We start from the raw sequence: 25097 nt of genomic DNA, 5'->3' as shown, positions 1-25097 counted from the left end.
CAGCTAACCCTCCGCATCCAGGTCAGAGCATTGCCGCAGGGCGATTTGCCCGATTTCTCGGGTCAGTCGCGGTGTAGTGCGTATCCGGTGATGCCGGTGGGCAGGATCGCGATCGCCACCCGGTCCTTCGCGTCCGGCGGCACCACCGGACCGTTGCCGTAGCGCTCGGACAGGCTCGAGTAGAGCTCGCCCTTCGGGTCGTCATCGATGTGGTCGAGCACACCGCGGACCTCGATGTACCGGTACGGATTGTCCGGGTCGTAAATCGAGATCGAGACGCGCGGCTCGTGCGCGAGATTCTTGAACTTCTGCCGGTAGTTGGTGTGGGTGAACCAGATGAACTCGCCGTCCCACATGAACCACATCGGGTTCACCTGCGGCGCCCCGTCCGGCCTCGTCGTGCCGAGGCTCGCGTAGACAGGTCGTACCAGCAGGTCCCGCACCTTCTCGGGAATCTCGATCGTCATACACCCTCCAGTCGATATGTGCGCTGTCCGCAGGAACGAAACTACGCGTCGCCCGGCGGTTTCCGATGCGGTAGCACCGTCGGCCCCCATTGACAGGGGCAGATAACTGACTACCGAGCCGATAGTCTGGCTCGGCCTTGATCCAGACGAACCGCAGCGGGGGCGCATGTCATACCCACCCGGCCAATATCCCGGGCAGCCTTACGACCCATACGCGCAGCAGAATGCGCAGGAGGGTGGTCAGCAGGCGCCCGGCTATCAGCGGACGGATCCGACGCTGCTGAACCCGATGGGTGGCCGGCCCGACCCGGCTTACGTGCCGCCGCAGGATCCGACCCTGCTCAATCCGCTCAGCCAACACGACCCGGCGTACGTGCCGCCATCGGATCCGACTCAGCTGAACCCACTGAGCCAACCGGATCCGGCTTACCAACAGGGCCAGCCTTACACTCCGCCGCCGCAGCCCTACGCGCCGGTTCCGCAGTACCAGCAACCGCCGAACTATCAGCAGACGCCGTATCAGCAAGCGCCGCAGCAATATCCGCCGCAGCAGGGTTCATTCCCGCCTGGCCCGCCCGGCCAGGGATATCCACCGCAGTACGGGCCCAACGGACCCGGGTCAGGTGGTGGCGGCGGCGGAAAGGTCCTCGCCGCAATCGGTTCGGTGCTGCTCACCGTGGTCGTGATCGCCGGGATCATCGGGCTGAAGGTGTGGAAGAACTCGGCCAAGCACGACCGTGCCGACGCGGGCGCGACCACCACCAGCTTCACCTTCTCCACCACCGCGGCCGACGCGCCGACCACCCGGCCGAGCGCCAAGATTCCCCCGGTCAGCACGGCACCGCCGACCACGGCGCCGACGTCGAAGGCCGCCGCGACCGTGTGGATCGCGGCGGCCTACAACGAGAAGACCAACGAAGTGCATTGGGCCAGAAGCTCACTCGGTCAGGACGCGGCGGCCACCCAGGCGCAGATCGCCTGCGGCGTCACCTGCCAGGAACCGATCTGGTCGAAGGATACCTGCGTCGCGTTCGCCTTCGGCCGGAGCGGGGGCTGGGCCTCCGCCTGGGGTATCACCATTGCCGAAGCGCAGGACAAGGCGGTAGCCAGGGCGCAGGGCGACTGGAATGTCCCGGGCCCCTTCGAATTCTGGTCGAAGTGCGCCACGGAGTAACGCGCGGCTAGTTGTCCAGTTCGATGCGGACGGTGAGCAGGTCGGTGCCGACCAGCTGAACCACCGCGCTGTTGCCGCGCGGCAGCGCGCGCAGCCGGGCGCGCGCGTCGTCATCGGGCAGCAGCTGCGCGGTGCCCGGGTACCAGCGACCGTGCAGCCGCACGCGAACGCGGTTGTTCGCCTTGATGTTTCGGATGTACTGCGAGCGGTCGCCGAATTCGGAGACGAGCCAGAACTCGTTGCCCTCCTTGCGGCCGCCGATCGGGGTGAGCCGTGGCTGTCCGCTCTTGCGGCCGACGGTCTCCAGCAGCTGCTGTCCGGGCAGCTTACGCTGCAGCGGATTGACGACGCAGCGCTGCAACGTCGTCACCACTCGATGTTGGATATCGCGCTTGCTCGCCATGCGGCGACGGTAGCACCGGGCTGGGGCACCGTGCCGCATGGCGCGAGCGAATGTGCGACACGGTGACGAAAGCGCTTTTGGCACACTGCCACAGCCGAATACCGCCCCGGTGGGCAATCCGACGAATTGCCGGAAATAGGACACTTTCGATGTGACGCACGTCATAAAGTCCAGGCCCGGTTATAACTCTGAACGCACCCAGGACAATTCATGCGCACTTCATCCCCGCATTCGCCCGGACTAGTTCTCGCCGCGACCGCCGCGGCACTGTCCATGATCGGCTCCGGCCTGATCACCGCCGCCCCCGCGCACGCCGCGGGGGCGATCAATTTCGCGCCGAAGGTGGATTCGCCCTCCGGCGGCCAGTTTCCGTCCTGGGGGCCAGGCCCCTCCCCGATCGGCACCGTCACCGCCGACTTCAACGGCGACGGCAAGGCCGATATCGTCGCGGCCGATTTCCAAGGGGCGGGCCCGATTCTGATGACCGGCAAGGGGGATGGCCGGTTCAACACCGGTACCAGAGTGGGCGATGTCGGCATCGGCTTCGGCGCGGTGGGCGTCGGCGACCTGAACGGCGACGGCAAGCCCGATGTCGTCGCGCAAGCGTGGACGACCATCGCGACATTCGTGAACAACGGCGACGGCACCTTCCGCCCGGCCAAGAAGTACACGACTCTCGAAGGCGCACAACAGGAAGTGATCGTCGCCGACACCAACGGCGACGGCAAGGACGACGTGCTCAGCCTGGCGCCCGCGGGCGTGCAGACCTGGCTCGGCAAGGGCGACGGCACCCTCGACGCCGGGCAGACCAGCCTGATCCCCGGTGTCGCCGCCGCATTCACCGTCGGAAAGTTCAACTCGGACAACAGGATCGACATCGCGGTGAACAACGATGTGCTGCAGCAGGTGCACGTCTTCACCGGCAACGGGGACGGCAGCTTCACTCGCCGCGGCGCGAGCACGTCCGGCCTGATCACGGAGGACGTGCGCGCGGGCGACTTCGACGGCGACGGCATCGACGACGTGATCACCGCCGACTCGTTCTCCTTCAGCACCACGCTGCTGCTGTCCGACGGGCAGGGCGGATTCAAGAAGACCGACCGGATCGCGCTGTCCGGCCTCGGCCCGACCAGCATCGCGGCGGGCGATTTCAACAAGGACGGGAAGCTGGACGCCGCGATGTCGGCGGTGCTGAGCTCCCGGATCGTGGTGTTCACCGGCAACGGCGGAACCGTCGGCAAGACCGGCGATTTCGCGGTCACCTCACAGCCGCAGACGCCCGTCGTCGCCGACTACGACGGTGACGGCAAGCTCGACATCGTGGTGGCGGGCAGCGCGAACGCGGTGTCGTTCCTGAAGAACATCTCCTGAACGTCACCAGATCGAGGTCGGTGTGACGTTGTCGTCGAACGGCAGGAAGCCCTCGACCAGGGCGGTGACCTGCAGACTGTTCATGATGATCTCGCCGCCGTGGTTGTCCAGGAACGCGACATCGGAGGCGTCCCGGCCGGTAGCGATCCGAACCAGCGTCGAGCGCGGCGCGAGGCCGGTGGCGTCCAGGGCCCGCCAGGTGCCGTCGATGTAGGCCTCGGCGACCGCGTGGAAGTCCATCGGCGAACAGCCGGGCGCGTACACCGACACCACCCGCGCGGGCACCTTCACCGCGCGCAGCAGTGCCACGACCAGATGCGCGAAGTCGCGGCACACGCCCGCACCGGACAGCAGCGTCTCCACCGCGCCGTCGATGGGGTCGCTGCTGCCGGCGACGTAACGGATCCGGCGGCCAACCCACTTCGCGACCTGGACCGCCAGCTGGGCATCCGTTGTGCCGGAACCGAATTCGGTCGCGGCGAAGCCGAGCAGCTTGTCCGACTCGGCGAATCGGCTCGGCCGCAGATACAGCGCGCGGTCGTAGTCCGAGCCCGGCTCCGGTGTCGCGTTGCCGAGCACGGTCGCGCTGTAATGCGCGCGCAAAGTGCCTGGGCCGACCGAGAACTTGTGGATACGGGTGCCGTGCGGGCCGAGAATCTCCCACGGCGCGATAGCCCAGCCGTCGAGCTCGAACACCAGCGACTCGTTCACGTCCAGGTTCGTTTGCCTGGCGACCGCGATCTGGAATTCGAGCGTGGTCGGCGCGGTGATCGCCACCTCGAGATGGGCTGAGACATCGCGCTTCACGGCACAATCCTGTCAGTCGCGGTCAAGTGCCCTTCCTATTTTCGACCACATAGTGCCGAGTTGGCATCATCTGCACTGTCAATTCATGTCCAAGAGGGGATTAGTGCGCCCGGCCGCGCGGATATGGGCGAGAATTTGCGCGTGCGCACCCAGTTCACTCGCGAGCTCGTCGCGTTGACCAATGATTTGACGCTGATGTGCCGGCTCACCCACGACGCGGCCGAGCGGGTGACCGACGCACTCGTCGGCGCCGATCTCACCGCGACCTATGAGGTGTTCGCCCTCGACGAGCAGCTACAGCAGATGTATGGCGCGTGCGAGGCGCGGACGGTGGTGCTGCTGGCGTTGCAGGCGCCGGTCGCCCGGGATCTGCGGCACGTGGTCACCGCGATCCAGATCGCGACCGAGTTGTCGCGAATCGGCGGGCTGGTGAGTCAGGTCGCCGATCAGGTGTATCAAAGCCATCCGGGACATGTTGCGCCGCAGACGATTCTCGAGATTCTCGCCGCGATGGGCAGGCTCGCGGCGACGCGCACCGCGCTCAGCGGGCAGGCCGTCGCCACGGGTCATCAGGAACCGCCCGCCGAACATGATCCCGGCCTGCACGCCATGGAACTCCTGCACAAGCAACTACATTCGGCGCTCGCGGCACCCGCGTCGGCGCAGCCGACCACCGCCGCCATCACCGTCGCCCTGCTCGCCAATCATCTGGAACGGTGCGTCGATCACACCGCGCGCATCGACCGTTTGATTCGGTTCCTGGACACCGGTGTTCCGCCCACCGCGCAGCCCGCCGACACTGCGTGAGTCCTATCGGGCGCGAGCGATCATGTAGAGATCGCGGGCGGGGCCGGTCAGTCGCTGTCCCGTTGGCCATACGGCGCGCAAGGTGCGCTCCAGTTCGAGGTCGGTGACGGTCGGGGAAACCAGCGTGCCCGCGGCGATTTCGGCCGCCACCGCAAGGGAACTCAGTACCGCTGGGCCGACGTCCGAGGCGGCGGCGGTCTTGATGGCGGTGGTGGAGGACAGCTCCAGGGCGACCTCGGGTTTCCAGCCGGGGATCTTGCGAGAAACCGCGTGCTCGAACCAGTTTCGGGTGCCCGAGCCGGTTTCCCGTTGGATCAGTGGGGTTTCCGCGAGTTCGGTGAGGGTGACCGAGCCGCGGCGAGCCCAGCGATGCGTCGGCGCCACCACGACGATCAGGTGGTCGTGCGCGACGACGTGGGATTGCAGGCCGGGGAAGTTCTGCGGGCCTTCGATGAAACCGATGGCCGCCTTGTTGTCGAGTACCTCCTTGGCGACCTCGACGGAGTTGCCGGATTCCAACGCGATAGCGGTGCCCGGCGCGGTGGCCCGCAGTTTCATGAGCCAGGTGGGGAAGAGGTACTCGGCGATCGTCTGGCTGGCCGCGACACGCAGGTGGGAGTCGCGCTCGGCGCGCAAGGTGTCGATGCCGGCGTCGAGTTGCTCGGCCGCGCGGACCACGCCGCGAGCCCACTCCGCGATCAGCGACCCGGCGCGGGTCGGCCGGGAACCGAGGGTGGTGCGTTCCAGCACGGGCATGCCGACGAGCTTTTCCAGATAGCGGATGCGGGAGGACGCGGACGGCTGGCTGATGCCGTGTGCCGCCGCCGCGCGACCGAGGCTGCCCAGTTCGATGACCGAAAGCAGCAGGTCGAGCGCGGCTAGGTCGGGGACACGGGGCGACAGCGGCATAGAACGAGTCTATGCATGCATAGGAACGTGGCGGCTACCTGACCCGAGTGCCTGCGGCGACGCTGGAGACATGACCGCCACAGTGACCTTCCGCCCTGCAGTTCGGCGGCGTCCGGTCGGCGTGATCGACCGCCGCCAGCGCCGACTCGGCTCGTTGCGCCAACTCGGCCCGAACTGGTTCGCCGCGGTGATGGGCACGGGCATCGTCGCGAACGCGGCGGCCACCCTACCGCTGCAATTCCCGGGGCTGCGCGATGCCGCGACCGTGGTGTGGGCGCTGGCCGCGATGGTTCTGGTGGTGTTGAGCGCCGCGTGGATCACGCACTGGGTGCGGTTCCCCGATACCGCCCGCGACCACCGCAACCACCCGGTGATGTCGCAGTTCTTCGGCGCTCCCCCGATGGCCTTGCTGACCGTCGGCGGCGGGACCCTGTTGCTCGGTTCGGACGTGATCGGGATGTCCGCCGCAGTGGCGATCGACTGGGTGCTGTGGACCGTCGGCACCGTGCTCGGCCTGCTGACCGCCTTCGCCATTCCCTACCGGATGTTCACCAGACACCGCGTTGCTGCCGATGCCGCCTTCGGTGGCTGGCTGATGCCCGTTGTGCCGCCGATGGTTTCGGCCGCGATGGGGGCGCTGCTCGTCCCGCACACCCCGGCAGGCCAGCTGCGGTTGACGATGATCCTGTGCTGCGTCGCCATGTTCGGCCTCAGCCTGTTCGCCGCCCTGGTCACCATCACCATGATCTGGTCCCGCCTGGCGCACCACGGCACACCCCAGGCGAGCATGGTCCCGACCTTGTGGATCGTGCTCGGCCCCCTCGGCCAATCGGTCACCGCCGCAGGACTTCTCGCCAATGCGGCACCGTTTGCCCTGCCTGACCTCTACGCCAAGGGCTTCGTCGTCTTCTCGGTCATCTTCGGCATCGCCACCTGGGGCTTCGCCATGCTCTGGCTGGCACTGGCCCTCGCCATCACCGTAAAGACCTTCCGCGCAGGCGAATTGACCTTCAACCTCACTTGGTGGGGTTTCACCTTCCCTCTCGGCACCTGCATCACCGGCAGCACCGTCCTCTATACCCATACCGGCGCAAACCTTTTCGCCGCCACCGCGATCGGCTTGTACGTGCTGCTGGTCGCCGCATGGTCGGCAGTCGCAATACGAACCGCCCGTGGCGTGCTGAGCGGCAGCCTGCTCCGACCCGCGACAAGCTGACCTCAGTCCAGCAGCGGGAAACGGCCGGAGTGCAGCAGGCCCGCGATCGCATCCATCTTTGCTTGCGGCGCAGCGTAATCCGGATGGGCGCGCAGGACCGCGGCCGCATCATGCAGGCGGGCCATCTGCTGTTCGGCTTGGGCTACGGTGCGGCCGCCGGGGGTGATCGGGTGACGGGCGAAGCTGGGTTTGCGGGGGTCGACGCGGCCCAGTGCGACGGCCTTGTCCACGCGGCGTGAGCAGCGGCAGAATGCCTCGGGGTTGGCCAGGCCGCAGGTGGCGGTGAGGAAGTTGCCGAGGCGTTTCTTGGCCCGTTCCAAGCGCTTTCGGTAGGCGGCGGGGGTGATGTCGAGGATCCAGGCGGCGTCGGTGGAGTTGAGTTCGAAGACGTCGCCGAGGACGAAGGCGACTCGCTCGTCGCGGGCCAGGCATTGCAGCATGGCCTGGCTGCAGTTGAGGCGGACCTCCTCGGTGAGCAGTGTCGCCTCCGGGCCGCGGTAGTCCGCTTCCGCGAGGCCGTCGGCCAAGCCCTCGCGATAGGCGTCCAGGCTGAGCTGGATCGCCTCCTGCGGCGTCTGCCGTTTCAGGTTCAGCAGATAGTTGACGCCGATGCGGTAGGCCCAGGTCAGCAGCTTGGCCTCGGCGCGCCAGGTGCCGAGGTGGCCGAGCACGCGCAGCAGGATCTCCTGTGTCGCGTCCTCGGCCTCGGCGGGCCGCCACACCATCCGCAGCGCGAGCCGATACAGCGGATCCTGTAGCAGGCGAACCACATCGGTGATCGCGTCGCGATCCCCGGCGACGGCGCGCCCGACCAGTTCCCGCTCCTCGGCCAGCTCGCCGTCTTGCGCCTCCGTGCTCATCCAGCCATCTTTCGGCTGGTGGAGGCTTCGGCGCAAGCCGGTTTGTCAGTAGTTCTTCAGTGCGAGGAACTCGGGGTCGGCCTCCGGCGGGTTGGCGGCCATGGCGTCGAAGAACTCCTGTGGGGGCGGCTCGGCGAACAGCATGCCGACCACCTCGACGGCACCTTCCTGATTGGTTTTCACGTACTCGCGCAGCTGGTTTTCGTAGCTGGCGAACGCGGCTTCGTAATCGCCTGCGGCGGTGGCCAGTTCGCCCGCCAAGACGTACGCGCCGATCAGCGCCTGCGAGGTGCCCCGGCCGGACAGCGGCGAGGCGCACGCGCACGCGTCGCCGAGCAGCACCACCCGGCCCGCCGACCAGGTGTCCATCTTGACCTGGCTGATCGGGGTGAAGTACAGGTCCGACGACGCCGCCAGGTCGTTCAGCAGGCGCGGGAGCACCCAGCCGTCCCCGGTGAAGTGTTCCGCGATGATCCGCTTCTGTGCCGCGACGTCGGTCCGGTCGTAGTCGAATGGGTCCGTGGCGAAGTACAGCGACGCGCGAGCCTCGGTGTTGTTCCTGGTGCTGAACACATTTGCGGTTCGGCCGGGGGCGAGCTGACAGCCCCGGCCCGCGTAGTCGAGGTCGAGGAAGTTGTCGGTGGCGAAGATCGCGTTGTAGATGCCCAGGTAGTGGATGTACTTCGCGTGCTCACCGAAGGCGAGAGCTCGCACCTTCGAGTACAGCCCGTCTGCGCCGACCACCAGGTCGAACCGGCGCGGCTCGCCGCGTTCGAAACTCACCAGCACGCCATCCGCGTCCTCGTCGATGGCGGTGATCGAGTTGTCGAAGAGGTACTCGGTCTCGTCCTTGGTGAGTGCGTAGAGGATGTCGGTCAGATCGCTCTTCAGCACCTCCAGCTCACCGGCGAAGATCGCCGCGGGCATCGTCACGACGTGCTGGCCGTCGGTGTCGACCACCTCGCTGTCGCGAATGGTGGTGCTGTACTTGCGAACCTCGTCCAGGATGCCCATCCGCTCGAGCACCGTCATGGCCTCGCCGCGGAAGTCGACCGCGTACCCGCCGGGGCGCGGTGCCGCCGCCCGCTCGATCACCGTCGGGGTGCAGCCGTACTTGCGCAGCCAGTACGCGAGTGCCGGACCGGCGACTCCGGCACCGGAAATCAGGATGTTCGTGTTCGTCATAGCTTTCCCACTTCTCTGCGCATCGGAGCTGTTGGAATACAACGTACATGCGGATGCGTACGTTGTACAGAGCGTACTAGTGCAGATAGTGCCTGATAAGTGGTTAACATGAGTCGCATGCGTACTAGTACAGCTGACCCGGCGGACCCCCTCCCGCCCTACCTGCGGATCGCCGGGGAGATCCAGGAACGGATCAGCTCCGGCGAACTGCGGGCCGGCGATCGCGTGCCGTCGGCACGGCAGATCACCAAGCAGTGGGGCGTCGCGATCGCCACCGCGACGAAGGTGCTGGCGGTGCTGCGCCAGGAGGGAGTGGTGCGGGCGGTGCCGGGCGTCGGCACCGTGGTGGACACCCCGCAGGCCGCTCCCCCGCGCGAGCACGGCCGGGAGACCGAGCTGACCGCGGCGTCGATAGTGCACGCGGGCATGGCGATCGCCGATGCGGAAGGGCTTGCCGCGCTGTCGATGCGCCGCGTCGCCGCCGAACTCGGGGTGCCGACGATGTCGCTGTATCGCCATGTGGGCAGCAAGGATCAGCTGGTGTTGTTGATGGCGGACGAGGCGTTCGGTTCGGCCGAATTCCCCGATCCGCCGCCCGCCGGTTGGCGCGAGCGCCTGGAAGTTCTTGCCCGCCTGCAATGGGCGATGTATCACCGGCATCCGTGGGTGGTCGCCGCTCTATGGGTGAGTGAGCCGGAGCCTGCGCCGAAGTTGTTGGCGCACACCGAATGGGCCGTGCACGCGTTCGACGACCTCGGCCTCGACCCGGATTCCGTGATCTACGCGCACGTTTCGCTGTTCAGCTACGTGCGCGGGATCGCGGTGAACCTCGAACTGGAAGCCGGAATACGGCGGGCAGGCACACCGGTCGTACCGTGGGACGCCCGCGAGCCGGAATACGAGCAGTTCCTGGCCAGCGGCCGGTATCCCACGCTGGCAAGCCTGAACGAGCGCAACGACTTCCAGTTCGATATCGACAGGCTCTTCGAATTCGGCCTGCATCGCCTCTTGGACGGGTTCGCCGCCTTCATGGCGCCGCGCGACTGATCGGCGGCTGCGGGGCCGGTGGCAAACCGGCCCCTTAGCCATTCAGGAAATCGCCGCCGCCGCGTCGACGAGTGCGTGCCGCCGCAACCACCCCGCGACCGCCGCACCGATCTCGTCCGGCCGATCCTCGGGCGCGTGATGCCCGGCCGGACCGATCGACGCGACCTCGGCGCTCGCGAAAGTCGTTGCGGCCCACTCCACCGCCGCGGGCGACCCGAGCCCGACCCCATTCTCCAGGCCCATCACCAGCTTCGGCACCTCGGGCGTCTGTGCGGCCCAGCGCCCATAGTTCTGCACGATCGCCACCACATCCGCTGGCTCACCGTCGAGCGGGAACTCGCGCGGCCACACCAGCATCGGCTTGCGCGACTCCGGCGTCGGGTAGGGCGCGCGGTAGACATCGTGGTCCTCGGGCGACAGATCAGCGACACCCCTCGCCAGGTTGAACTCGATGAACATATGCTCCGCCAACACCATTCGCTCGCCCTCCGCGCTGCGGAACTTGCGGAACAGCTCGGCGCCGAGCGGGGGCAGTTCGTCCCAGCGCATCGGCCGCAGGAAGGTCTCGATCAGCGCGATGCCGCGCACCCGGCCGGGATGGCGCGCGGCCCAGTCCATGCCGAGCGCGCCACCCCAGTCATGGCCGACGAGCACCACCTGGTCCAGTTCCAGCGCGTCGAACCAGGCATCCAGATAGCGGGCGTGATCGACCAGCCGGTAGCCGATATCGGGCTTGCCGGACTCGCCCATGCCGATGAGATCGGGTGCCAGCGCCCGGGTTTGGTCGGTGACGTGCGGAATCACGTTGCGCCACAGGTACGAGGAGGTGGGATTGCCGTGCAGGAACACCACCGGCACCGAGCCGGTGCCCGCCTCGCGGTAGTTGATGAACGAGTCGAGAACGTCGACGGTTGCCATGAGCTGTCCTTCCGAGGATCCGGCTTTGTCGCCTTCACCCGGTTTGGACACGGGATGTCGGCGCACTGTGACCGCCCGGAAAGTGACGCTCGTCACCGCTTTGAGCGACCAGAGCTGTCGGCGCTACCTCGCAACCGACCGGCATATCCGTACGTATCCAGTAGATATAGCTACCAGGCTGAAATGAACCTGAGAATACTGCCGAATCAGGGCCATCGACTTGCCAAGATCAAACCTCGTTATCTACTATCTTAATACGTAGCAACAAGTAAGGTCGGGACGGAGAGATACGGTGCACGAGCGAGAGGCGAATTCCCAGTCGCGGGTAGCACTCTCAGCTGACACCGATCGAATCCCGATCTGCCCCTAGTCATCACGAGCGAGCTCGCCCGGCGCGGCTCGACATCTCGGGTCCTCCCTCATCGGCCCTGTGGTGTCGGCGTGTGCGGTACGGACTGGACAACCAGCCGCACCACCGCGTAGCGGTCGATCTCCCTCGTGATCAGCCACCCTCGAGTCGGCGCCGGCACGGCGACTCGAGGGTGGTTTCATATCAACCCCCTTGGCTGTGCGGAACGTCATACCCCACAATCACTTCCGCGACCTCGACCTCCGGATACGTTGGCGCCCGTTATAGTTCAGGGTGGTTGGCGTTAGGAAGTTCGATGAGGTTCACAGTTCAGCGGCTCGCTCTGATAGGGCTGGCCATCGCGACATTCATCGGTCTGTCCTACTACTACGTGAACCGAGTCGAATCCCCCACCGCTAATGCGGCGTGCGGCACCGGATCCGCGCAGGTCTGCGCCAACGCACCGGCCAGCATGCCGAGTCGCGACGCACTCGCCATGCTCGACACGATCCGAGTGGCCGGGCGCGCCCCCAAAACCGGTTACACCCGTGAGCAATTCGGCACCGCGTGGACCGATGACGTGTCCGTCCCCGGCGGCCACAACAAGTGCGACACCCGCAACGACATCCTGCAGCGCGACCTGACCGAGGTCACCTTCAAGGACAACAGCCGCTGCGTCGTCGCCACCGGCACCCTGAACGATCCGTACACCGGCAAGACCATCAAGTTCGTCCGCGGCCCGAAGACCTCCGACGATGTGCAGATCGACCACATCATTCCGCTGTCGGACGCCTGGCAGAAAGGCGCACAACAGCTTTCCGCCGAACGCCGCCAGGACCTGGCCAACGATCCGCTGAACCTGCAGGCCGTCGACGGCCCGACCAACCAGTCCAAGAGCGACTCCGACGCCGCTACCTGGCTGCCGCCGAGCAAGGGCTACTGGTGCGCGTACCTGACCAGGCAAATCCAGGTCAAAGCGGCCTACCAGCTCTGGGTGACCCAGGCCGAGAAGGACGCCATGACACGGGAACTCAGCACCTGCCCGTAACTAAGGCATAGCCACGACGACCTTGCCGAACGGGTTGTCGTCACGGAAGTAGCGATACGCCTCGACTGCCTGGTCGAGCGGAAACACCCGATCGATGAGCGGCCGCATGCCGTGCTCGCTGATCGTCCGGTTCATCGCCTCGAAGTCGGTGCGACTGCCGACGGCGATCCGGCGGATCGACACATACTGCGTGCCGAACACGTCACCGACCGACTCGACCACCGGTGTCCGTGCGGCGCCGATCATGGTGACCTGTGTGTTGTATCCGCCGGAGCGAACGGATTTCGACAAGGTCGGCAGGCCGACAGCGTCGACGACGTGCTCGACGCCGAGGCCGCCGGTCAGTTCCTGCACCGCCTGGTCCCAGTCCGGCGTCTCGGTCGAGACGATCACCTCGTCCGCCCCGAGCTTGCGCAGCCCGTCGGCCTTGCCCGGGCTGGAGGTGATGGAAAAGACCCGCGCGCCCAGCATTTTCGTGTGCTGCACGGCGAACAGCGCGACCGTCCCGCTGCCCACCGTCAACACCGTCTCGCCCGGCGCGATCGGCACCGGCTTCGTGAGTGCCGCCCACGCAACGACTCCCGCGCAGGTCAGCGTCGCCGCCTCCACGTCGGTCAGGTGCGCGGGCACGTGCACCACCGAATCCTCTTCGAGCACCGCGTAAGTGGCGAGCATGCCGTCGAAGTTGGCGCCGTACTGCTCGGCCGCCATGGCCAGCCGCTGCGGGCCGTCGATCCACCGCACGAAGTAGCTCGCGGTGATCCGATCGCCCAGCGCGGCCCGGGTCACGTTCTCGCCCACGGCGATCACCTTGCCGACCCCGTCGGAGAGCGGGACGATCCCCGGCGTGGCGGGCAGCGGGTAGACGCCGTCCATCAGCATCAAGTCGCGTCGATTGATCGACGCCGCCAGCACCTTGATCACGACCTGATTCGGGCCCGGCTCCGGAACTTCCTGTGCCGCGGCGGTCAGGTCGTCGAGGCCGCGCAGCGGATCCAGGTGGTAGGCAATGCCATTCATCGCACACCCACGATGTACTGGTGATCGGACAGGATCCGGCCCTCGTCATCGAGGCCGATCACCTCGAAGCCGCCGCCCGCGACCGCGCCGTCGGCCTTGGCCACCATCGTCCAGCTAACCCCGATCAGCCCGGCGGGCAACCGGATCGCCGCCTCCTCGACCGCGAACTCGTACTCGCCCGACTCGATGAACATCTCGTAGGCCCGAGTCACCCTGCGGTCCAACGCATCATGGCCGCGCACCTCCAGCGGCGGCATCGGGAACTGCAGCTGCTCGGCCGCTTCCCGCATCTCGACCGGCGGGTCGACCAGGGTCTGCGCCCCGGTGGGCGCCCAGAGTTCCCGGATCACCTTGCTGCGCGCCGCCGCGTCGGACTCGTTCCACTGCGCGGCGTACTGCGCGGCGAAGGTTGCCAGTTCGTTGTCGTTCAGTTGCTTGCTCATGCCTGCACCTCGCTGACGCTCGGCTCCGGCATGCGCAAGGCGCGCTGGCACATGATTCGTTCTCTTCGTTCACTCATGGCACAGAGTTTTGCGATTGCGACGATTCCGCGCGATTCCCGGCAGGGTATAGCCGAATCGAGCCGCGGCTGCTTTCTCATACCCTCCACGGAATCGCACTCCGGCCCAGGTCAGATAAGACTGTGCACATGACAACGGCGATAGAAGCACCGGGGTTCGCCCGCGAGCTCAAGCACTGGCGGACCCTGCGTCGGGTCAGTCAGCTGGACCTAGCGATCCGCGCGGACACCACGCAGCGACATCTGAGCTTCCTGGAACAGGGGCGGTCGCGACCCGGGCGGACCATGGTGGTGCGGCTGGCGGAGTCGCTGGATCTGTCGCTGCGGGAGCGCAACGATCTGCTGCTCGCCGCGGGTTACGCGCCCGCCTTCCCCGAATCCGATTTCGATACACCGGAATTGGGCCCGGTGCGGGAGGCGCTGACCACGATCCTCGACGGGCACCTGCCCTATCCGGCGATCGTCGTCAAACCGCGCGGCGTGCTGCTTGCCGCCAACGCGGCCTTCACGGTGCTGACCGAGGGCGCCGCGCCCGAGCTGCTGAAGTCGCCGATCAATGTGTTGCGTCTCGCGCTGCATCCGGATGGTCTGGCTCGGCGCGTGGTGAACCTGCCCGAGTGGGGCAAACATGTGACCGAGGCCCTGCGCGGGCGGGTGTCGCGCAGCCCCGATCCGGCGCTCGCCGAGTTGATCAGCGAGCTGGAAGGCTATCTGCCGCAAGCGGAACCGGGTCCGGACCACCTCGGCTTCGCGGTGCCGCTGCGGCTGCGCAGCGACGACGGGGAGCTGCGGCTGATCACCACCCTGACCTCGTTCGCCACGGCCACCGACATCACCCTCGCCGAGCTGCATCTGGAGGCGTTCCTGCCCGCTGACGCGCAGACGGCGGAGATCCTGCGCAAGCGCGCGGCGCGGGATTGACACAGGTCGAAACGCGGTGCGGCGCGCCGTAATCGGCGGCGCGACGTACCGGCGGCAATTCGGCGCTGTGCAATCCCTCCTACACCCTGCGCGCGGGCGTCTTCAAGGAGATCACCCTGCTCGCGGCGTTCCTCGCGCAGGGCTTCGCGGTGGTCGTCACCGATTTCGACGGTTTCGACGGCACCCATTTCCTCACCTTCGGTGAGGGAAAGATGGTGCTGGACGGGATCCGGGCCGCGAAGAACGATCCCGCACTGGGTCTCGCCGGTTCCGCCGCAGGTCTGTACGGCTATTCCGGTGGCGGCAGCGGCACGGCGCGGGCCGCGGAGATGCACCGCTCGTACGCGCCGGACGTGCTCGTACTCGGCTCGGCGCAGGGCGGCGTGCCCGGCGACATGGTGTCGATCGCCCGGCAGAACATCACCCATGACCAGGGCATCGCCAACTTCAGCGGGCCCTCGAATTTCACTATGTGGCTGGCACTTTCGAACCTGGCGGCAACTTATCCCGAGGTCTTCGACCCCGCGGAATTCCTGACCGAGGCGGGCCAGGCGGTGCTGTCGAATGTCGAGGGCCGGTGCGTTTACACGGCCGCGATGACGGGTGCGTATCGCCCGGTGGCCGACTGCCTGAAGCCGGGCAAGGGCCTCGATGACCCTGCCATCCAACGGATCCTGGTGGAGCAGAGCCTCGACCAGCCGCCGAACCTGCCCGACATGCCGGTGCTGATGTGGCATGCCATCTGGGACGAGCTGCTGAGCTTCCCGGACGCGATCAAGTCGACCGTGGATTCCTACTGGGCCAACGGCGTCGACCTCCGCTACTTCACCAACCCGATCCCCGAACACGTGGTCGGCGACGTAACCGCGGTGCCCGTAGCCGAAACCTGGATCAGCGCCGTCCTGCGCGGCCTCTCCCCCGGCCCGAAGTTCCGCATCGGCATCTGAACTGCACGCCCAATTGGTAAGCCGCACAATCGGTATAGCGGTTGTGCGGCTTGTGCATACGACGACTGCGGCTACCAGGTTCGCGCGGCGGCGCGTAGGCGGGCGTGCACCAGGTCTACATGGGTGCGGGTGTCCGTGCCCGCGCGGCGGACCAGGAAGCCGGTGTTGATCGGCGGGTCCGGCGGGTCGAGTAGCGTGACCAACGCACCCGAATCCAGTTGGGCCGCACAGAGATAGCGCGGTAGCACGCTGATGCCCGCGCCCGCAACGACGGCACCGGCGACCGCACGCAGGTCCGCGACGATGACGGCCGCCTCACCGGTCAGCCGGATCCCGAAGACGTGCCGCCAGTACCGGCGCAGAATCGGCAGATCGGGGGCGTAACTGACGAGGGGCACCGTGGCCAGCGCGGCCGGGCCCTCGGTGCGCAGCCGCGCGGCATCGATCCGGCGGGCGACGGCGGGCGCGGCGACCAGCACGAACTCCTCGTCCGACAACGCTTCGGCGACCACGGTCCGCCCGCGCGGTCGCACGGTCGACAGCACCAGGTCGTAGTGCCCCGCGCGCAGTCCGGCCAGCAGATCCTCCGAGAGCCCGGAACTCACGGTCAGCCGGACACCGTGCGCGATCAACGGCGCCAGCGCCGGAAGCGCCTGTACCGCAAGCAGTTCCGCGGGCCCGGCCACCCGGACCGGCGGCTGCGGCTCATCGTCGGTAGTTACCGACCGTCCGGCGACGGCAGTCAACGCGTCCAGCGGTTCGGCGATCCGCGCGGCCAACTCGGCGGCGGCCGCGGTCGGCGCCACCCCGCGCGGCAGTCGCTCGAACAACCGCTGCCCCAACCGCTTCTCCAAGGCCTGCAACTGCGCGGTCACCGTGGGTTGCGACAACCCGATCAGCCGCGCACCGCCGGTGATGGACCCCGCACGGTGCACCGCCAAGAAAGTGCGCAACTGATTCAGATCGAGACTGCCATCGGAATCCCTATCGCTCACCAGGTAAGTCTATTGCCCAGCCGATGTAGCCGCCTGCGTTGACAGCCGCACACCTCCCGATTTCCCGCAGACGCATTCGCATGCGATTCGGTATGCGGGGAATCAGGAGATGTGCGGCGGTCAGTGAGGTTCAGCGGGGGCGTACCGCGTCGAGCAGCTCGGGGCCGCGGGTGGCCAGGCGCTGTTCGGCGATGCGGGCGCCGAACAGGACGGCGGCGCTGCCGAGGCCGATGCCGACCGGGACCGCGAGCCATTCCACCGCTGGCAGTTCGGTGAAATGGCCGATCAGCAGGATGATCAGCACCGGAAGCACCGCGAACAGCTGGCCGAAGATCATCGCGAACTGCAGCATCGCCTTCGCGCAGCCGGGGTTACCCGAGCCCGAGAACGGATTGCCGGTGCGTGGCGGCAAGTAGTACGGCGCGAGCACCGACATGATCATGGCCGACCCGACGCCGCCGCCGAGCGCGGCGGCATACAGCGAGAGCGCCCACGGGTACATGTCCCACCGGCCGAGCGCGCCCGGCAGGATCAGCGTGAGCAGCAGCGTCGGCAACCCGATCACGATCAGCAGGGCCAGCAGGCGGCCGCGCACGTCCGCCCGTGCCGCGCCGGGCGTGACGAGGGTCTGCCACACGGCCGTGCCGTCGTAGCCGTAGAGGTTGGCGCCGGCCAGCGAGGCGAACAGCGCCGAGGTGACACCCGCGAACGGCACGCCACCGGCGCCGCCGCCCTGGAAGGTGGGGAACACCGGCATCAGGATGCCGACCAGCAGTACCGGCAGCAGCGTGGCCCGGCGGCGGCTGTCCCGCGACCAATTGCGCAGCTCCTTGATCAGCACGGCACCGACCGGTCCGCGCTGGCGCACCCGGCCGAGCAGCCCGCCGCCGGTGCTGCCTGCCACGGAATTCATCGGCGCGGCGAGCCGCCGGGCCAGCAGCACCGACCAGGCCTGCCACAACCCGAGCGAGACCGCGGCCAGGCCGACCAGGGCCAGCAGCGCGAGCAGCCAATTCCCTTGCGCCGCAGCCTCTACGGCGGCGGGTGCCCAACCGGAGGGGAGACAACGCAGGGCCGTCGCCAACCCTGACGGCACGTCCTGCAGCGCACTCACGTGTCCCAGCAGCCAGCTCATCGGGTAGTAGGCGAGACCGAGCAGCCCGGCCAGCAGCACGCCGATGTCTTTGCCACGTCGAGACCGCATGGCGGCGCCGACCCAGGCCAGCACCACCCGGGACAGCAGCACCACGAACACCAGCTGCAACATCATCCCGATCAGCGCGACCAGCGTTGCCGCCCAACCCAATTGCGCCGCGAGCACGACCAACCCGGCGAAGGCGATCAGGTTGACCACCGGCGCGGGTCCGGCGAACGCGGCGGCAAGCAACCCACCGGCCAGCTGCCGATTGCTGAGCGGCAGCAGCCGCAGGTGCTCCGGTTGCACGGTCTCGTCACTGCTGCCGATCAGCACCGGACCGCACAGCCAGCCCAGCGTCCACATCCCGAACAGTGTTGCGGCAACGGTGATGCCGTGCGAAACGCCGCCGTCGTGCACGGCGAATCCGATCAGCGCCGCCGTGACCACCGCGAAGAAGATGCCGACCAGAACGCCCAGTACGAAGCTGATGCCCTGCCAGCCGTTGCTCAGGCTGCGCTTGGTGAGCAGCAGCCGCATCCGGATCAGGACGAGGCCAGCCACGACAGCCCGTCCTCTCCGCCGACGCGGCCACCGACCAGCCGAACGAACGCCTCTTCCAACGTGGTTCCGCCGCGCACCTGGTCGACCGTGCCCGCCGCGACCACGCGTCCGGCGGTGATCACCGCGACCCGGTCGCACATGTTCTCCACCAGCGCCATCACGTGACTGGACAGCACCACCGCGCCGCCGGCCGCGACGAAACGCTGCAGGATGGTGCGAATCGTGCTCCCCGACACCGGGTCCACCGCCTCGAACGGTTCGTCGAGCACCAGTAGTTTCGGCGCGTGCAGCAGCGCGGTCGCCAGGCCGATCTTCTTGCGCATGCCCGCCGAGTAGTCGACGACCAAAGTCTTTTCGGCACCGGTCAATTCGAAGACCGCGAGCAGTTCTTCCGCGCGCTCGGCGACGGTGCCTTCCGGCATGCCGCGCAAAAGGCCGGTGTAGGTGAGCAATTCGCGGCCGGTGAGCCGTTCCGGCAGCGCGAGTCCGTCCGGTAGCACGCCGACCAGGGTCTTCGCGCGGACCGGATCGGCCCACACGTCGGCGCCGAAGATCTCGGCCCGGCCGCTGTCCGGGCGCAGCAGTCCGCAGGCCATCGACAGGGTCGTCGTCTTGCCCGCGCCGTTCGGGCCGACCAGGCCGAAGAAGGAGCCCGGCGGTACCGCAAGGCTCACGTTGTCGACGACCCATGGTCCGCCGAAGCGTTTACACAGGCCGGTCAGGTGCAATGCGGGCTGGTGGTCTGGTTGCATTGGTCCCCCGGAGTCCTTTCGGATCGATGTTCTCCAAAGGGTACGGACCACCAGCCCGCGCGGTTCGAGCGAATCAGGCAGCTACCGCGAGTTCCTTTTGCACCGGCGCGTCCCAATCGATCCGGTAGCGCTGCTCAGGCCCCATGCTCTTCTCCGGGTTCATCAGCTTGATGAACAGCGGCGCCATCAGTTGCATCATCTTGCGCCCGACCGGTCCCAGGGTCTTGCTGTGGTTGGTCTTCGCGACGCGGGCCGCAACGCCTTCCACCCGGGGGCGGCGCAGCTGCTCATAGGCGGCAAAGGCGGCCTCCGGCGTCGGCAGGTCGCGCAGGCAGCGAGCCACCTGAATGGCACTCTCGATGGCCATCGACGCGCCCTGCCCGGAGCTGTTGGACGGCGCGTGCACCGCGTCACCGATCAGGGCCATCCGGCCGCGGAACCAGTGCGGCACCGACGGCATGATGTGCAGTGCCCCGCTCACTTCCAGCTGCTCCTCGGTGGTGCGCCGGGCGAATTCACCGCCGGGCGTGTCGTCGGCGTAGGTCTCGCGCAGGATGCCGAGCCAGTGCGCCTTGGGGATCGCCCGGGCGGCGGTGAGCGACAGGTACTCCTTGTGCGGCAGGTTGGCGCCCCACATCACTTTGCCTTCGCCGGTCGACCCGAACAGGTAGTAGGCCTTCTTGCCGAACGCGAAGGTCATGGATTCCGGCTCGACGCCGTCGTAGTCGATGATCGCGCCGAAGCCGAGCATGCCGAGGTATTCCGGTCCCGGCGCGTCCGGGTCGATCAACCCGCGCACCGTCGACCGGATGCCGTCGGCGCCGATCAGCACGTCGGCGGTGGCGGTGCTGCCGTCGGTGAACCGGGCGGTGATGCCCGACTCGCCCTCGACCACGTCGACCAGGCGCTTGTTGTACTCGAACGGCACGCCGGCGGCGACCGCGTGATCGTGCAGGGTCTGGTGCAGTTCGCCACGATCGACCAATTGCAACGGCGGCAGGCCGGAAAGGCCGGGCATGTACATGTTCTTGCCGCCGATCGACAGACCCATCTTGGAGATCGGCAGCGCGATGTCGCGGACGGCGTCGCCCGCCTCGATGATGTCAAGGGCGGCAATGCCGTTCGGTGCGAGCGCGAGCCCGCTGCCGATGTTGTACGACGAGCCGGGATAGGCCTCGTAGACGCGGGCGTCGATGCCCGCCTTCAGCAGTGCGGTGGCGGCGACCGGTCCGGCGATGCCGCCGCCGATGACCAGTGCGGTTCGTGTTCTAGACATGGGTGTCTCCAGGTTCATGTGTTACGGGTTCTTCGAATCCCCGAACCAACCCGTGCACCACGCACCCAGTTATCCTGTGGTTGCCAGCCTTGTAGCCGGGTGCGCGCATGCGGGCGCGGTTCGAGACTGTTCAATCGGGCTCGGCGGCGGTGTTGCCGCACCCCGCCGAGCCTGGTCTCGCTGTCAGGACGGTTCCGGTTCGGCCAGCCCCCTCTCCACGTGCGCGATGACTTCCGCGGGTGGTATCGCGTCGGCGTGCACCTGCCGCCACCAGTCGACGTCGGGGAACGTGCCCTCGGCGATTTCGTCGCGGAACGAACGCGCCCAGGCCATTTCGGCTTCCAGCATCGCGGCGCCGAATTCGGATTCGATGATGAACAGTCGCGGCAGCTTCATGGCCAAGACCTTGTCGATTTCCCGGCGCACCGCCTCGATGATGTGACTCAGCGCCTCGATGCGCTTGCCGAGCAACTCGATAACCTCGTCCGGCGGCAGCACCGCGAGAACAGAAAGGCCTGCGACGAAGCGGGGTTGCTCCAGTTCCGGCGCGGCGATCAATTCCCTTGTCCAGTCGATGAGTTCGGCGCGCCCGGCATCGGTGAGCTGGTAGATCACCCGCTCCGGCCGCGCGCCGTCGCGCTCGCTGCCGATGATCTCCAGGTAACCGACCTTCTCCAGGCTCTGCACGACGGTGTAGAGCGAGCCCCACTTGATGTCCATGTCGTGGTCTTTGCCGCGCTCCCGCAGCGTCTGCGCGATCTCGTAGCGATGCTTCGGCCGGTCGACCATCGCCGACAGCACCGCCAGCGCGAGCAGGTTGTTCACCTTGCGCTTCGTGGCCATCACACCTCCTTACTCGTCTACGAATATACGTGCACGAGTATTCGTCGCGCAAGGGTGTTTCGTGGCACGAGTGCGGGTGGATTCAGGTGCGGGCGGGTTCGTGCCCGGCGGCTTCTTGTTCGAGCAGCTTGGCGGCGAGGTTGTCCAGGGCCTGGTCGAACAGCGCGCGGTCGGCGGGATCGTCGTTGTTCCAGTCGTCGAGCCTGCTGTCGAGCCAGCGGCGCCACGCGGCCTTGACCCGGTCGAGCTCGGCCTGGCCCTGGTCGGTCAGTCGCAGCTCACGGCCGTCGTCGACGAGGTAGCCCTTGTCGGCAACCCGGCGGTAGATCGGGGCGAGCACGTCGTCGGGCAGCTTGTGTGCCCGTGCGACCGCGTCGAGCGTGGCCCCGCCCGCACCCCGGTCGCGCAGGTAGACCTGGCCGAGCGCCCAGGCCTCGCCGCGGCTGAGCGTGCTGCCCGCGTCCGCGAGGATGCGCGGGCCGATCGGGCCCTCGGCATGTTCCTTACGCATGGTTGCGGCGATGGCCCGCTCCAGCTGCACCACTCGGTCCGCGGAGTCGGGCATCGAAAAGCCTTCGCCCACATCGCCCGCGCTCGTTCGGGCGCTGTCGCGCAGCGGCACCTCTTTGAGGAACCAGGAGACCACGAAACCGGCCAGCGCGACCGGTACCACCCAGACGAAGACGTGGTCGATGGTGTCGGCGTAGGCATCGATGATGGGCGCGGCGACGTCCGCCGGAACCGCTTGCAGCGACTGCGGATTCGCCGCGACCTCCGGCGGCACCACCTTCACCTGGACCAGCGCGTCACGCAGATTCGGGCCGATCTCGTTGCTGTAGAGCGTGCCGAAAATCGCTGTGCCGAAGGTACTTCCGAGGGTGCGGAAGAAGGTGACGCCGGAGGTCGCGGTGCCGAGCTGGGCATAGGGCACGGTGTTCTGCACGACGATGGTGAGCACCTGCATGGTCAGGCCGATGCCGAGACCGAGCACCAGCATGTACAGCGATTCTTCCCAGATGCCGGTGTCGCGGCCCATGGTCGACATCAGATACAGCCCGAGCGCCATCACCAGCGTGCCGACGATCGGGAAGTACCGGTAGTGGCCGGTCTTGCCGACCACCTGGCCGGACAGGATCGAGGTGACCAGCAGCCCGGCCACCAGCGGCAGCGAGCGCACGCCGGACATGGTCGCCGAAACCCCGTCCACGTATTGCAGATACGCGGGCAGGTAGGTGATCGATCCGAGCATGGCGAAGCCGCAGATGAAGCTCAGGATCGAGCACACCGTGAACACTCTGCTGCGAAACAACCCCATCGGCAGCATGGGTTCCTCGGCCCGTAACTCGACCACCACGAACGCGGCGAACAGCAGCACCGACGCCGTGAACAGCCCGAGGATCATCGACGAGCCCCACGCGTACTCCTGCCCACCCCATTCCAGCCCGAGGATAAGGGTGGAAACCGCAACGGCGACAAGGCCGATGCCCGCGTAGTCGATGATCGGCTTGATCACCGCGCGCACCCGCGGAATGGTGCGGGCCGACATCACGATCATGATGATCGCGATGGGCACGTTGACGTAGAAGCACCAGCGCCAGCTCGCGTGGTCGGTGAACAAGCCGCCGAGCGTCGGCCCGATCACCGTGGTGACGCCGAAGACCGCGCCGAGCGCGCCCTGATACTTACCGCGCTGGCGCAGCGGGATGGTGTCGGCGATGAGCGCCATCGCGGTGACCATCAGGCCGCCGCCGCCGAAGCCCTGGATGCCGCGGGCGATGATCAGCAGCGTCATCCCGTTGGCCAGCCCGGCGATCATCGAGCCGATGATGAAGATCAACGCGCTGAGCTGGAAGATCAGCTTGCGGCCGAACAGGTCGCCGAGCTTGCCCGCCAGCGCGGTGGCCACCGCTTCGGCGAGCAGATAGGCGGTGACCACCCAGGCCATGTGCCCGGCCTCGCCGAGATCGGCGACGATGGTCGGCAGCGCGGTGGACACGATCGTCTGATCGAGCGCCGCCAGCAACATGCCCAGCACAATCGTGGCGAACACGATGTTGATCTTCGCCCGGCTCATCGGCTCGGGGGCTTTCTCGGCGACAGCGACTGCACCGGTCATCAGCTCAGTATGGTCTTGATCCGCCGAGCTGTCCGTCCAGCGACACGGCAGCGACTAGCCGAGCAGCCCTTCGAGGACCTTGGCGCGGGTTGGTTGCCGCAACTTGGCCATGCCCTTGGCCTCGATCTGGCGGGCGCGTTCGCGGGAAACGCCGTAGCGCTTGCCGATCTCGTCGAGCGTTTTCGGACCGGTGCCGTCCAGGCCGAAACGCAAGGCGATCACTGCGGCTTCGCGCTCGGGCAAGCCCGCGAGGACCTTGTCGAGCTGGCTGCGCGTCGCGGTCGCCAGCGCGGCTTCGGACGGGTCGGGTGCGGCGTCAGCGATGAGTTCGCCGAATTCCGTGCTGCCCTCCTCGCCGATCGGGGTGTGTAGCGAAATCGGTTCGCGCGCATGGTCGAGTACCTCGCGCACCTTGTCCGGCGTCATGTCGAGTTCGGCGGCCAGTTCTGCCGTGGTGACATCGCGGCCGAGTTGCACCGTCAGGGTCCGCCGGGTGCGGTTCACCCGGTTCAGCGCCTCGACGACGTGCACCGGGATGCGGATGGTGCGGCCCTGGTCGGCCAGCGCGCGGCCGACGCCCTGCTTGATCCACCAGGTGGCGTAGGTGGAGAACTTGAGGCCGCGGCGGTGATCGAACTTCTCCACCGCGCGCATCATGCCCAGGGTGCCCTCCTGCACCAGGTCGAGCAGTGAGATGCCGACCGGCGTCGGGTAGCGCTTGGCGATCGAGACGACCAAGCGCAGGTTGGCCTCGATCATGTGGTCCTTGGCGCGCTGGCCGTCGGTGACGCGGCGGCGCAGCTCGCGGCGTTCAGTGGGGTCGAGATCGGTGGTGTCGGCGAGGCGTTCGGCGGCGAGCACGCCCGCTTCGATGCGTACGGCGAGCTCGACCTCCTGGGTGGCGGTGAGCAGTGGGGTGCGGGCGATGAGCCGCAGGTAGTCGTTGACCGGGTCCTGGCTGACGGTGCCGGAGACGCGAGCGGGGCGGGCGGTGCAGAACTGGGTCACGGGGTTCCTTCCGAGGGGAGCGAACCGGTCGTCGGCGCGGTGGTGCGCCGACGACCGGTGGGAGTGGTGCTCGACGATCAGCCGCGGCCGGGGATGCGCAGCGGGCGCTGCGGGGCCGCGCGGAAGGTGGCTCGGCTACGGGACAGACCGGCAGCCTGTCGATCGAGTCGCTGCGCGCCGGGGAATCCGTTGGCGCGCTGCTTCTTTCGCTCGGCTGCGGGGTCGGTCGGCGCGAAGCGGCGGACGACGGCGTCGATGGTGGTCTGCGCGGAGGTCTTGTCGGCCATGGTGGCTGGTCCCTTTCGGTCGGTGCTGGGGCTGGTGTGGGCCGGGGTTGCTTCGACAAGTCCGTAGTTCATTCGCGGTGACGCTCCTTCGTTCTCGGTAACGCGAACAAACTCAGAACAGACCTAAAAATATGTCAAGCATAAATTTTGGT

25 protein-coding genes are annotated in these 25097 nt (G+C 67.4%); 8 read left to right on the top strand and 17 right to left on the bottom strand.

The features are described 5' to 3' along the window. Positions 1–62: 62 nt before the first annotated feature. Positions 63–467, bottom strand: a complete 405-nt coding sequence (locus ACQPW1_RS07860; protein ID WP_433662060.1) for a PPOX class F420-dependent oxidoreductase — start codon at positions 465–467, stop codon at positions 63–65. Between the two features lie 166 nt (positions 468–633). On the opposite strand from ACQPW1_RS07860, the gene ACQPW1_RS07855 reads away from it, so the two are divergent. Continuing rightward, a complete protein-coding gene (locus ACQPW1_RS07855; RefSeq protein ID WP_433662059.1) occupies positions 634–1641 on the top strand; it encodes a DUF4189 domain-containing protein in 1008 nt (335 codons plus the stop codon). 7 nt (positions 1642–1648) lie between these two features. Here the strand turns inward: ACQPW1_RS07855 and ACQPW1_RS07850 are convergent, their stop codons facing one another. After that, the gene (locus ACQPW1_RS07850) at positions 1649–2044 is read right to left on the bottom strand and encodes a nitroreductase/quinone reductase family protein (RefSeq protein WP_433662058.1); all 396 of its coding nucleotides are present in this window, start codon (positions 2042–2044) and stop codon (positions 1649–1651) included. Positions 2045–2254: 210 nt separating this feature from the next. On the opposite strand from ACQPW1_RS07850, the gene ACQPW1_RS07845 reads away from it, so the two are divergent. After that, entirely contained in the window at positions 2255–3415 is a 1161-nt protein-coding gene (locus tag ACQPW1_RS07845; RefSeq protein ID WP_433662057.1) for an FG-GAP repeat domain-containing protein, read from the top strand. A gap of 3 nt (positions 3416–3418) precedes the next feature. Here the strand turns inward: ACQPW1_RS07845 and ACQPW1_RS07840 are convergent, their stop codons facing one another. Then, positions 3419–4222, bottom strand: a complete 804-nt coding sequence (locus tag ACQPW1_RS07840; RefSeq protein WP_433662056.1) for a transglutaminase-like domain-containing protein — start codon at positions 4220–4222, stop codon at positions 3419–3421. Positions 4223–4363: 141 nt separating this feature from the next. Here ACQPW1_RS07840 and ACQPW1_RS07835 point away from each other — a divergent pair, with 141 nt between their 5' ends. Then, positions 4364–5029: a phosphate signaling complex PhoU family protein gene (locus ACQPW1_RS07835; protein WP_433662055.1), complete on the top strand. Its 666-nt coding sequence runs from the start codon at positions 4364–4366 to the stop codon at positions 5027–5029. Positions 5030–5032: 3 nt separating this feature from the next. Here the strand turns inward: ACQPW1_RS07835 and ACQPW1_RS07830 are convergent, their stop codons facing one another. Then, positions 5033–5938: a LysR family transcriptional regulator gene (locus ACQPW1_RS07830; protein WP_433662054.1), complete on the bottom strand. Its 906-nt coding sequence runs from the start codon at positions 5936–5938 to the stop codon at positions 5033–5035. 70 nt (positions 5939–6008) lie between these two features. Between ACQPW1_RS07830 and ACQPW1_RS07825 the strand changes: the two genes are divergently transcribed. Then, a complete protein-coding gene (locus tag ACQPW1_RS07825; protein ID WP_433662053.1) occupies positions 6009–7154 on the top strand; it encodes a TDT family transporter in 1146 nt (381 codons plus the stop codon). 2 nt (positions 7155–7156) lie between these two features. Here the strand turns inward: ACQPW1_RS07825 and ACQPW1_RS07820 are convergent, their stop codons facing one another. Further along, positions 7157–8014: an RNA polymerase sigma factor gene (locus tag ACQPW1_RS07820; protein ID WP_433662052.1), complete on the bottom strand. Its 858-nt coding sequence runs from the start codon at positions 8012–8014 to the stop codon at positions 7157–7159. Positions 8015–8059: 45 nt separating this feature from the next. Beyond that, positions 8060–9199, bottom strand: a complete 1140-nt coding sequence (locus ACQPW1_RS07815; protein ID WP_433662051.1) for an FAD-dependent monooxygenase — start codon at positions 9197–9199, stop codon at positions 8060–8062. Positions 9200–9316: 117 nt separating this feature from the next. Between ACQPW1_RS07815 and ACQPW1_RS07810 the strand changes: the two genes are divergently transcribed. Continuing rightward, positions 9317–10246 (top strand): TetR/AcrR family transcriptional regulator C-terminal domain-containing protein, encoded by a 930-nt coding sequence (locus ACQPW1_RS07810; RefSeq protein ID WP_433662050.1) that lies wholly within the window; start codon positions 9317–9319, stop codon positions 10244–10246. A 42-nt stretch (positions 10247–10288) separates the two neighbouring features. Here ACQPW1_RS07810 and ACQPW1_RS07805 read toward each other — a convergent pair whose 3' ends face one another. Then, positions 10289–11164, bottom strand: coding sequence for a haloalkane dehalogenase (locus tag ACQPW1_RS07805; protein ID WP_433662049.1), 876 nt, complete (start codon positions 11162–11164; stop codon positions 10289–10291). Between the two features lie 665 nt (positions 11165–11829). Between ACQPW1_RS07805 and ACQPW1_RS07800 the strand changes: the two genes are divergently transcribed. Beyond that, the gene (locus ACQPW1_RS07800) at positions 11830–12561 is read left to right on the top strand and encodes an HNH endonuclease family protein (protein ID WP_433662048.1); all 732 of its coding nucleotides are present in this window, start codon (positions 11830–11832) and stop codon (positions 12559–12561) included. Here the strand turns inward: ACQPW1_RS07800 and ACQPW1_RS07795 are convergent, their stop codons facing one another. Together ACQPW1_RS07795 and ACQPW1_RS07790 are read right to left on the bottom strand one after the other, a co-directional pair. Further along, the gene (locus ACQPW1_RS07795) at positions 12562–13581 is read right to left on the bottom strand and encodes a zinc-dependent alcohol dehydrogenase family protein (RefSeq protein WP_433662047.1); all 1020 of its coding nucleotides are present in this window, start codon (positions 13579–13581) and stop codon (positions 12562–12564) included. It abuts the gene before it with no gap. Continuing rightward, positions 13578–14024 carry a hypothetical protein gene (locus ACQPW1_RS07790; protein ID WP_433662046.1) on the bottom strand — a complete coding sequence of 149 codons (447 nt, stop codon included), beginning with the start codon at positions 14022–14024 and terminating at the stop codon, positions 13578–13580. Before ACQPW1_RS07790 ends, ACQPW1_RS07795 begins: the two co-directional genes overlap by 4 nt. A 206-nt stretch (positions 14025–14230) precedes the next feature. Here ACQPW1_RS07790 and ACQPW1_RS07785 point away from each other — a divergent pair, with 206 nt between their 5' ends. Continuing rightward, positions 14231–15022: a helix-turn-helix domain-containing protein gene (locus tag ACQPW1_RS07785; RefSeq protein WP_433662045.1), complete on the top strand. Its 792-nt coding sequence runs from the start codon at positions 14231–14233 to the stop codon at positions 15020–15022. Positions 15023–15087: 65 nt separating this feature from the next. Next, positions 15088–15969: a lipase family protein gene (locus ACQPW1_RS07780; RefSeq protein WP_433665181.1), complete on the top strand. Its 882-nt coding sequence runs from the start codon at positions 15088–15090 to the stop codon at positions 15967–15969. A gap of 71 nt (positions 15970–16040) precedes the next feature. On the opposite strand, the gene ACQPW1_RS07775 is transcribed toward ACQPW1_RS07780, so the two are convergent. The 8 genes from ACQPW1_RS07775 to ACQPW1_RS07740 form a co-directional block, all read right to left on the bottom strand. Continuing rightward, on the bottom strand, positions 16041–16964 hold the full coding sequence (locus tag ACQPW1_RS07775; protein ID WP_433662044.1) for a LysR family transcriptional regulator: 924 nt from the start codon (positions 16962–16964) through the stop codon (positions 16041–16043). 130 nt (positions 16965–17094) lie between these two features. Further along, positions 17095–18663, bottom strand: coding sequence for a hypothetical protein (locus ACQPW1_RS07770; protein WP_433662043.1), 1569 nt, complete (start codon positions 18661–18663; stop codon positions 17095–17097). Beyond that, on the bottom strand, positions 18645–19415 hold the full coding sequence (locus ACQPW1_RS07765) for an ABC transporter ATP-binding protein (protein WP_433662042.1): 771 nt from the start codon (positions 19413–19415) through the stop codon (positions 18645–18647). Before ACQPW1_RS07765 ends, ACQPW1_RS07770 begins: the two co-directional genes overlap by 19 nt. A gap of 73 nt (positions 19416–19488) precedes the next feature. Continuing rightward, on the bottom strand, positions 19489–20691 hold the full coding sequence (locus tag ACQPW1_RS07760; RefSeq protein WP_433662041.1) for an FAD-dependent oxidoreductase: 1203 nt from the start codon (positions 20689–20691) through the stop codon (positions 19489–19491). A 183-nt stretch (positions 20692–20874) separates the two neighbouring features. Then, entirely contained in the window at positions 20875–21534 is a 660-nt protein-coding gene (locus ACQPW1_RS07755; protein WP_433662040.1) for a PadR family transcriptional regulator, read from the bottom strand. 82 nt (positions 21535–21616) lie between these two features. Then, positions 21617–23650, bottom strand: a complete 2034-nt coding sequence (locus tag ACQPW1_RS07750; protein WP_433662039.1) for a DHA2 family efflux MFS transporter permease subunit — start codon at positions 23648–23650, stop codon at positions 21617–21619. A gap of 54 nt (positions 23651–23704) precedes the next feature. Continuing rightward, complete coding sequence (locus ACQPW1_RS07745; protein WP_433662038.1) at positions 23705–24658, bottom strand: sigma-70 family RNA polymerase sigma factor; 954 nt, start codon at positions 24656–24658, stop codon at positions 23705–23707. A gap of 77 nt (positions 24659–24735) precedes the next feature. Continuing rightward, on the bottom strand, positions 24736–25017 hold the full coding sequence (locus ACQPW1_RS07740) for a hypothetical protein (protein ID WP_433662037.1): 282 nt from the start codon (positions 25015–25017) through the stop codon (positions 24736–24738). Between the last annotated feature and the right edge of the window lie 80 nt (positions 25018–25097).

The sequence above is a fragment of the Nocardia sp. CA-128927 genome (genome assembly GCF_050955855.1).
Lineage (GTDB): Bacteria > Actinomycetota > Actinomycetes > Mycobacteriales > Mycobacteriaceae > Nocardia.
This window is presented reverse-complemented; position numbering and strand designations above follow the sequence as displayed.

Excerpts from the sequence above, each read along its gene's own strand:
- ACQPW1_RS07860 (WP_433662060.1), bottom strand. The coding sequence starts at position 467 with ATGACGATCGAGATTCCCGAGAAGGTGCGGGACCTGCTGGTACGACCT.
- ACQPW1_RS07855 (WP_433662059.1), top strand. The coding sequence starts at position 634 with ATGTCATACCCACCCGGCCAATATCCCGGGCAGCCTTACGACCCATAC.
- ACQPW1_RS07850 (WP_433662058.1), bottom strand. The coding sequence starts at position 2,044 with ATGGCGAGCAAGCGCGATATCCAACATCGAGTGGTGACGACGTTGCAG.
- ACQPW1_RS07845 (WP_433662057.1), top strand. The coding sequence starts at position 2,255 with ATGCGCACTTCATCCCCGCATTCGCCCGGACTAGTTCTCGCCGCGACC.
- ACQPW1_RS07830 (WP_433662054.1), bottom strand. The coding sequence starts at position 5,938 with ATGCCGCTGTCGCCCCGTGTCCCCGACCTAGCCGCGCTCGACCTGCTG.
- ACQPW1_RS07825 (WP_433662053.1), top strand. The coding sequence starts at position 6,009 with ATGACCGCCACAGTGACCTTCCGCCCTGCAGTTCGGCGGCGTCCGGTC.
- ACQPW1_RS07820 (WP_433662052.1), bottom strand. The coding sequence starts at position 8,014 with ATGAGCACGGAGGCGCAAGACGGCGAGCTGGCCGAGGAGCGGGAACTG.
- ACQPW1_RS07815 (WP_433662051.1), bottom strand. The coding sequence starts at position 9,199 with ATGACGAACACGAACATCCTGATTTCCGGTGCCGGAGTCGCCGGTCCG.
- ACQPW1_RS07810 (WP_433662050.1), top strand. The coding sequence starts at position 9,317 with ATGCGTACTAGTACAGCTGACCCGGCGGACCCCCTCCCGCCCTACCTG.
- ACQPW1_RS07805 (WP_433662049.1), bottom strand. The coding sequence starts at position 11,164 with ATGGCAACCGTCGACGTTCTCGACTCGTTCATCAACTACCGCGAGGCG.
- ACQPW1_RS07800 (WP_433662048.1), top strand. The coding sequence starts at position 11,830 with ATGAGGTTCACAGTTCAGCGGCTCGCTCTGATAGGGCTGGCCATCGCG.
- ACQPW1_RS07795 (WP_433662047.1), bottom strand. The coding sequence starts at position 13,581 with ATGAATGGCATTGCCTACCACCTGGATCCGCTGCGCGGCCTCGACGAC.
- ACQPW1_RS07790 (WP_433662046.1), bottom strand. The coding sequence starts at position 14,024 with ATGAGCAAGCAACTGAACGACAACGAACTGGCAACCTTCGCCGCGCAG.
- ACQPW1_RS07785 (WP_433662045.1), top strand. The coding sequence starts at position 14,231 with ATGACAACGGCGATAGAAGCACCGGGGTTCGCCCGCGAGCTCAAGCAC.
- ACQPW1_RS07765 (WP_433662042.1), bottom strand. The coding sequence starts at position 19,415 with ATGCAACCAGACCACCAGCCCGCATTGCACCTGACCGGCCTGTGTAAA.
- ACQPW1_RS07760 (WP_433662041.1), bottom strand. The coding sequence starts at position 20,691 with ATGTCTAGAACACGAACCGCACTGGTCATCGGCGGCGGCATCGCCGGA.
- ACQPW1_RS07755 (WP_433662040.1), bottom strand. The coding sequence starts at position 21,534 with ATGGCCACGAAGCGCAAGGTGAACAACCTGCTCGCGCTGGCGGTGCTG.
- ACQPW1_RS07750 (WP_433662039.1), bottom strand. The coding sequence starts at position 23,650 with ATGACCGGTGCAGTCGCTGTCGCCGAGAAAGCCCCCGAGCCGATGAGC.
- ACQPW1_RS07740 (WP_433662037.1), bottom strand. The coding sequence starts at position 25,017 with ATGAACTACGGACTTGTCGAAGCAACCCCGGCCCACACCAGCCCCAGC.